The 7,820-nt window shown below is 67.6% G+C and carries 6 protein-coding genes; all 6 read left to right on the top strand.

The window, feature by feature from the left end; all coding sequences use genetic code 11:
* Window positions 1–123: 123 nt before the first annotated feature.
* The 6 genes from ABD767_RS11055 to accD all read left to right on the top strand — a co-directional run bounded on the left by ABD767_RS11055 (window position 124) and on the right by accD (window position 7,439).
* Entirely contained in the window at window positions 124–2,814 is a 2,691-nt protein-coding gene (locus tag ABD767_RS11055; protein WP_103045278.1) for a FimV/HubP family polar landmark protein, read from the top strand.
* A 75-nt stretch (window positions 2,815–2,889) separates the two neighbouring features.
* Complete coding sequence (gene truA, locus ABD767_RS11060; RefSeq protein ID WP_103045270.1) at window positions 2,890–3,714, top strand: tRNA pseudouridine(38-40) synthase TruA; 825 nt, start codon at window positions 2,890–2,892, stop codon at window positions 3,712–3,714.
* Window positions 3,711–4,439 carry a phosphoribosylanthranilate isomerase gene (locus ABD767_RS11065; RefSeq protein ID WP_103045271.1) on the top strand — a complete coding sequence of 243 codons (729 nt, stop codon included), beginning with the start codon at window positions 3,711–3,713 and terminating at the stop codon, window positions 4,437–4,439. Before truA ends, ABD767_RS11065 begins: the two co-directional genes overlap by 4 nt.
* Window positions 4,440–4,447: 8 nt before the next feature.
* A complete protein-coding gene (gene trpB / locus ABD767_RS11070; RefSeq protein ID WP_103045272.1) occupies window positions 4,448–5,707 on the top strand; it encodes a tryptophan synthase subunit beta in 1,260 nt (419 codons plus the stop codon).
* Window positions 5,704–6,513, top strand: a complete 810-nt coding sequence (trpA, locus tag ABD767_RS11075) for a tryptophan synthase subunit alpha (protein WP_103045273.1) — start codon at window positions 5,704–5,706, stop codon at window positions 6,511–6,513. The genes trpB and trpA overlap by 4 nt, the downstream gene beginning before the upstream one ends.
* A 53-nt stretch (window positions 6,514–6,566) precedes the next feature.
* Window positions 6,567–7,439 carry an acetyl-CoA carboxylase, carboxyltransferase subunit beta gene (gene accD, locus ABD767_RS11080; RefSeq protein ID WP_103045274.1) on the top strand — a complete coding sequence of 291 codons (873 nt, stop codon included), beginning with the start codon at window positions 6,567–6,569 and terminating at the stop codon, window positions 7,437–7,439.
* Window positions 7,440–7,820 lie beyond the last annotated feature (381 nt).

A 7,820-nucleotide genomic window follows, 5' to 3' on the forward strand; every position in this document is an offset into this window, starting at 1 on the left:
TTGTCAGTGCAAAACATTGATGCTAAGGTCATTTACATAATCTAACGCTTAGGGACGGCCGTGCTCTACAACCACAAGAACCCGCCGCGACAGGCGCCAATCCTCTCTTCTTCGCTGACCTACATGCATCGCTGGAAACTCTCTGCCCTGGCCCTGGCGGCCGCGCTCTCGCTCGGACTGCACGCCAACGATGCCCGCGCCCTGGCACTGGGCCGCATCCAGGTGCAGTCGGCGCTGGGCGAGCCGTTGCGCGCCGAGATCGCACTGCCCCAGATCACCGCGGCCGAGGCCGATTCGCTGCAGGTCGCACCCGCGTCGGCCGCACAATTTCGCTCTCAGGGCCTGGAATACACCCCCATCGCCCACGACGTGCGCATCGAGCTGCAGCGCCGCCCCAATGGCACGGCCGTGCTGCGCCTGAGCACCAACACTCCGGTCAACGAGCCCTTCGTCGACCTGGTGATCGACGCCAACTGGAGTGCCGGCCACCTGGTGCGCAGCTACACCATGCTGTTCGATCCGCCCAGCATGCAAGCACCGGCGGCCAGCGTCACGGCCCAGGCCCAAACCACTGCACCCGCGCCTGTTGCACAAGCCGCGCCCCGGGCAGCGCAGCGCCCTGCGCCCGCACCCAGGCCTGTCTCAACTCCTCCCCGGCCCGAGCCCGTGGCAGCGCCGCGCCCACAGCCAACACCAGCAGTAGCACCAACGCCTGTATCTGCCGAGCCGGCAGCCGTCACGGTGCGCACGGGCGATACCGCCGGCCGCATTGCGCAAGCACACCGGCCTGCCAACGTATCGCTCGACCAGATGCTGGTGGCCATGCTGCGCACCAATCCTGAGGCCTTCATCCAGGGCAACGTCAACCGCCTGCGTGCCGGCGCCGTACTGCACATGCCCGATGCGGGCAGTGCCCAGCAGACCACCGCGGCCGAGGCGCGCAAGATCATCGCCGCGCAAAGCCGCGACTTCAACGCCTTCCGCCGCGCGCTGGCCGCATCGGCCACCAAGGCCGAGGTGGCCGCCGCCGAGCGCTCGGCCCAGGGCAGCGTGCAAACCCAGGTGCAGGAAAGCAAGGCCCAGGCACCCAGCCCCGACAAGCTGACCCTGTCGCAGGGCAGCGTCCAGAGCGGCAAGAGCGAAGAACAGCTGGCACAGAACAAGCAGGCCGACCAGGACGCGGCCCGCATGGCCGAGCTGTCCAAGAACATCTCCGAGCTCAATCAGCTCAGCCAGGATTCGGACGCTTCCGCGGCCGCCACTGCCAGCGCCGACGCCAAACCCGATGGTGTCGCGCCCGCTGCCACGCCCCAGGTGGACGCTCCGGCCGAGGACGATGCCGCCGGCGTCGCCGTACCCGCTGCGACCAGCGCCAGCACGCAAGCCCCAGCTGCGCAGGAGACGGCCGAGGCCGAAACAGCCGAGCCTGCCAAGCCAGCCGCCAAGCCCAAGGCCCGCAAGCCCGCACCCCCACCGCCGCCCGAGCCCAGCCTGCTGGAGACGCTGACCGACGACCCCATGGTCACCGGCGGCGCGCTGGCCATCTTGCTGTTGTTGCTCGGCTACGGCGGCTACCGCTACAGCCAGAGCCGGCGCAACCGCGAAGATGCCCACAGCTCGCTGCTGGGCGAATCGACAGGCAGCCCGGACTCGTTCTTCGGCACCAATGGCGGCCAGCATGTCGACACCAGCAACAGCGAGCTGGCGGGCGGCTCATCGATGAACTATTCGCCCAGCCAGCTGGACGCCGGCGGCGAAGTCGACCCGATCGCCGAAGCCGACGTCTACCTGGCCTACGGACGCGACCAGCAGGCCGAGGAAATCCTCAAGGAGGCCATGCGCCACCATCCCGATCGCGTCTCCATTCCGGTGAAACTGGCCGAGATCTACGCCAAGCGCCAGGATCGCTCCGCGCTGGAAGCCATGGCCCGCGAGGTGCACCGCCTGAGCGAAGGCCAGGGCCAGGACTGGTCGCATGTCGCCGGACTGGGACAGGCGCTCGATCCGGGCAACACGCTGTACCAATCGGCATTGCAGCCACTGGCAGGCGGCGCACTGCCTGGCGAAGACGGCGGAGCTTTTCTGTCCAGCGAGCCCAACGGCCCGGCCACCGAAATCGACGCCATGGCACGCAATTCGGTGCTGCCCGACCTGGATCTGGACGTCGATGAAGACCGCGCCACGCCCTCACAGGCTTCGGACGAGGAACTCAGCGCCTTTGCCGCAGCGGCGGCCAGCGCCGCGTTGACCACCCCGGACACGCTCGACTCCCGGCTCGACTCGCGACGCGACGCACCGGTGGACGACGCCTCCGAGCACACCACCATCAGCGTCTTTCCCGAGGTATCGCTGGATCTGCCCGACGACCTGCCGGAACTGCCACCCGAGGCAACATCGGCATTCGACACTGCGCGTGCGGATGCCGCCACCGCTCCAGCCGGACTGGAGCTGCCCGCCGAGGACGACGACCTGTCGTTCATCGACTCCGACATCGCTGCACTGACAGGCGGCGACGCCACCCAGCCCATGCCGGTCGCCGCGATCAGCGAGCCCGCTGCGCTGGAGTTCGACCTGGGAGACCTGTCGCTCGACCTGAACACCACGCCATCGAGTCTCGACGCACAGACCACACCAGCGCCCGTTGCGAGTGACGCGCTGCCCGACGATCCGCTGGCCACCAAGCTGGCACTGGCCGAAGAATTCAAGGCAATTGGTGACAGCGAAGGCGCGCGCTCCCTCGTCGAGGAAGTAATGGCCGAGGCCGATGGCGAGCTCAAGGCCCGAGCCCAGCGCCTGCTGGCCGAGCTCGACTAACCGCCCGTCCCCCTCCCGCCCAGACCCGGTTGCAGCCTGGTCTGGGTTTGTCTTTTGATGGAAAGTCCCCTCTCAATGCGCATCGCCCTGGGCGTGAGCTACAACGGTCAGGCCTACAGCGGCTGGCAAAGCCAGCCGTCCGGGCGCACTGTGCAAGACCATCTCGAAGCCGCGCTGACCCGCTTTGCTGCCCAGCCCGTGCACACCCTGTGCGCCGGCCGCACCGATGCCGGCGTGCATGGGCTGATGCAGGTGGTGCACTTCGACGCACCGGTCAAGCGCGCCGAATCCTCCTGGGTGCGCGGCACCAACACCTTTCTGCCCGCCGACATCGCGGTGCAATGGGCACGCACCGTGCCCCCGGCGTTCCATGCCCGCGCCTGCGCCACCGCGCGCCGCTACGCCTATGTACTGCTGCAGTCGCCGGTGCGCCCCAGCGTAGAGTCCGGCCGCGTCGGCTGGGTCTTCCAGGCACTGGACGGCCAGGCAATGCAGCAGGCAACATCCCACCTGCTGGGCGAGCATGATTTCTCATCATTTCGCGCGGCCGGCTGCCAGGCCAAAACACCGGTCAAGACCCTGCACCGCATCGACATCGGCCACCGGCCGCTCACCCCCACGGCGGCGCCCGACAACGCTGGCTGCCCCAGCTGCTACTGGCGCTTCGAATTCGAGGGCAGCGCGTTTCTCCACCACATGGTGCGCAACATCATGGGCTGCCTGATCGCTGTCGGCCAGGGTCAGCACCCCCCAGAGTGGATGGCGCAGGTGCGCGACGCGCGCTCACGCGACGCGGCCGCCCCCACCTTCTCGCCCGACGGGTTGTATTTCCTCGGCCCGGTCTACGACGACGCCTGGGGGCTGCCGACGCAAACGCCTGCGTATCATTGGCTGCCATGAGCAGCCCGACCCTCACACCTTCCCTGCCCGTCCACCGCCGCACCCGCATCAAAATCTGCGGACTCACGCGCGAGCAGGACGTGGACACTGCGGTCCACGCCGGTGCCGACGCCATCGGCTTCGTGCTCTACCCAGCCAGCGCCCGAGCCGTCACGGCGCAGCGCGCAGCGCAGCTGGCCCGACGGCTGCCGCCCTTCGTCACGCCGGTGCTGTTGTTCGTCAACGCTCTGCCTGCCGAGGTGCAGGCCGCAGCACACCAGGTGCCCGGCGCCTGGCTGCAGTTCCATGGCGACGAAACACCCGAGGACTGCTGGCGCGCCAGCGACCAGGGGCGCCTGCCCTATCTGCGCGCCGCGCGCATTCCGCTGGGTGACGCGGGGCGCGACTTCAACCTCCTACAATACGCGCAACAGTATTCTCAAGCCCGCGCGCTGCTGCTCGACGCCCTGGTCGACGGCTATGGCGGCGGCGGGCAGACATTCCATTGGTCACACCTGCCACCAAGCGTTCCCTGTCACCTCGTTTTATCTGGTGGACTCACACCCGAAAACGTGGGCGATGGCATTGCACAGCTGCAAGCGTGCTGCCCGTCACTGGCGGTTGACGTCAGCTCCGGCGTCGAGGCGCACCATCCCGACGGATCCCCCCGCAAGGGCATCAAGGATTGCGGGAAAATCCAACAATTCGTCGCTGCCGTCCGCGCGGCCGACACCCTTCTTGCATGATGTCTCCCATGTCCACCACCTACCAACAACCCGACGCACGGGGCCACTTCGGCCCCTATGGCGGCAGCTTTGCCAGCGAGACGCTCACGCATGCGCTCGACCAGCTGCGCCAGGCCTATGCGCGCTACAGCAACGACCCCGCCTTCCAGGCCGAGTTCCGCTCTGAACTGACCCACTATGTGGGCCGCCCCTCTCCCATCTACCACGCCGCGCGCACCAGCGCCGAGCTTGGCGGCGCGCAGATATACCTCAAGCGCGAAGACCTCAACCACACCGGCGCGCACAAAATCAACAACGTAATCGGCCAGGCCATGCTGGCGCGGCGCATGGGCAAGCCGCGCATCATTGCCGAGACCGGCGCCGGCCAGCACGGCGTGGCAACGGCAACGATTTGCGCGCGCTACGGGCTGCAGTGCATCGTCTACATGGGCGCCGAGGACGTGCGGCGCCAAAGCCCCAACGTCTACCGCATGAAGCTGCTGGGCGCCACCGTCGTGCCAGTCGAGTCCGGCAGCCGCACGCTCAAGGATGCACTCAACGAGGCCATGCGCGACTGGGTCGCGAACGTCGACGACACCTTCTACATCATCGGCACCGTTGCCGGCCCCCACCCCTACCCGATGATGGTGCGCGACTTCCAGAAAGTCATCGGCGAGGAATGTCTCGTGCAGATGCCCGAGCTGCTGGGCCCGGGCCGCCAGCCCGACGCGGTCGTCGCCTGCGTGGGCGGCGGCAGCAACGCCATGGGCATCTTCTATTCCTACATCGACCACGCCGCCACGCGCCTGATCGGCGTCGAGGCCGCAGGCCTGGGCCTGGACAGTGGCAAGCACTCCGCCAGCCTGGAACGCGGCAGCCCCGGCGTGCTGCACGGCAACCGCACCTACATCCTGCAGGACGACAACGGCCAGATCACCGAGACGCACTCGATCAGCGCCGGGCTGGACTACCCCGGCGTCGGCCCCGAGCACGCCTGGCTCAAGGACACGGGCCGCGCCGAATACGTCGGCATCACCGACGACGAGGCACTGGCGGCCTTTCACCACCTGTGCCGCACCGAGGGCATCATCCCCGCGCTCGAGTCCTGCCACGCTTTTGCCTACGCGCTCAAGCTGGCGCCACAAATGCGCCCCGACCAGTCCATCCTGGTCAACCTCTCGGGCCGTGGTGACAAGGACATCGGCACCGTGGCCGACCTGTCGGGCGAAGACTTGTACGAACGCCCGTCGGCGCGCGGCATCAAGGTCAAGGGAGAGAACAAAGCATGAGCCGCATCGCCGCCACTTTTGAACGCCTGCAGGCCGAAGGCCGCAAGGCGCTGATTCCCTACGTCACGGCCGGCTTCCCGTTCGCCGACATCACGCCAGCGCTGATGCACGGCATGGTCGAGGCGAGCGTGGACGTCATCGAGCTGGGCGTGCCGTTCTCCGACCCGATGGCTGACGGCCCGGTCATCCAGAAGGCGGGCGAAAAAGCCCTGCAGCTGGGCGTGGGCATGGTGCAGGTGCTGGACATGGTGAAAACCTTTCGCCAGCGCAACCAGAACACGCCGGTCGTGCTGATGGGCTACGCCAACCCGGTCGAGCGCTACGAGCAGATCCACGGCAACGGCGCATTTGCGCGCGACGCCCAGGCCGCAGGCGTGGACGGCGTGCTCATCGTCGACTACCCGCCCGAGGAATGCGAGGCCTTCGCCGCCGACCTGCGCGCGCACGGCATCGACCTGATCTTTCTGCTGGCGCCCACCTCCACGCCCGAGCGCATGCAGCAGGTCGCGCGCGTGGCCAGCGGCTACGTCTACTACGTCTCGCTCAAGGGCGTGACGGGCTCGGGCGCACTCAACGTGGCCGAGGTCGAGGCCATGCTGCCGCGCATCCGCGAGCACGTGAAGATCCCGGTCGGCGTGGGCTTTGGCATCCGCGACGCCGCCACCGCGCAGGCCATTGCCCGTACGGCCGACGCGGTCGTGATCGGCAGCCGCATCATCGGGCTCATCGAGGAGCAGCCGCACGAGCGCGTCGTCGGCGTCACCATCGACTTTCTGCGCACCATCCGCAAGGCACTCGACGCCTGATTCCGGTCGAGCGCCGCACCACGCGCTCAACGCTCAACGATTTACACAACACCATGTCCTGGCTAGAAAAACTCCTGCCCACCAAGATCCAGCAGACCAACCCGGCCGACCGCCGCCAGATGCCCGAGGGGCTGTGGATCAAGTGCCCCAGCTGCGAAACCGTTCTGTACAAGTCCGACCTGGAGCTCAACCAGAGCGTATGCCCCAATTGCGGCCACCACCACCGCATCGGCGCACGCACGCGCCTGAACGCGTTCCTCGACGGCGAAGGCCGCTACGAGATCGGCCAAGAGGTGATTCCGGTCGACGCCCTGAAATTCAAGGACAGCCGCAAATACCCCGAGCGGCTCAAGGAGGCGCTGGAGAACACCGGCGAGACCGACGCCCTGGTCGTAATGGGCGGCGCGGTCAAGAGCATCAACGTGGTCGCGGCCGCGTTCGAATTCGACTTCATGGGCGGCTCGATGGGCTCGGTCGTCGGCGAGCGCTTCGTGCGCGGCGTCGAGACCGCGATCGAGCAGAAAGTGCCCTTCATCTGCTTCACCGCCACCGGCGGCGCACGCATGCAGGAGGGCCTGCTGTCGCTGATGCAGATGGCCAAGACCAACGCCGCGCTCACCCGCCTGGCCAAGAAGGGCCTGCCCTACATCAGCGTGCTGACCGACCCTACGATGGGCGGCGTGTCCGCCGGCTTCGCCTTCATGGGCGACCTGGTGATGGCCGAGCCCAAGGCGCTGATCGGCTTTGCCGGCCCGCGCGTGATCGAGTCGACCGTGCGCGTCACCCTGCCCGAAGGCTTTCAGCGCGCCGAGTTCCTGCAGGCCAAGGGCGGCGTCGACCTGATCTGCGACCGCCGCGAACTGCGCGACACCATTGCCCGCAGCCTGGCCATGCTGCAGCGCCTGCCGGCCGACGCGGTGGCCTGAGAACGTGCTCAAGGTCTCCCCATGGGGCCCGCAAGGCAGCAAAAAGCCGCAATCGAGGCGCGCGCCGCAGGCCATGCTGGCGGCCTGGACAAGGCGCGCAACGAAGAGTGCGGTTTTTTGCTGCCTTGCCCCAAGGGTTGCCCCGCCAAAGCGGCATCTGCGGCGTTGCAAATGCTCGCCGGGCCACCAGCCCGGCTGCGCCTTGCGCCTTGCACCTGCCGCTTTGGCGGGGCAACGGGCTCCATGGGGAGCAATGCCGCTCAGTTAAGCCTGAGCGGCATTTTTCTTGATGGGGTAGTGAGTCTTGGTCATGCGCACCTCACGCGGGTAACGTCTGTCGGGTCTGCGAGGTGGCAGCACAAAGCGGCGAATGTTTTGCCG

Origin of the sequence: Comamonas faecalis, assembly GCF_039538025.1 — a bacterium.
GTDB classification, from domain to species: Bacteria; Pseudomonadota; Gammaproteobacteria; order Burkholderiales; family Burkholderiaceae_C; genus Comamonas_C; species Comamonas_C faecalis.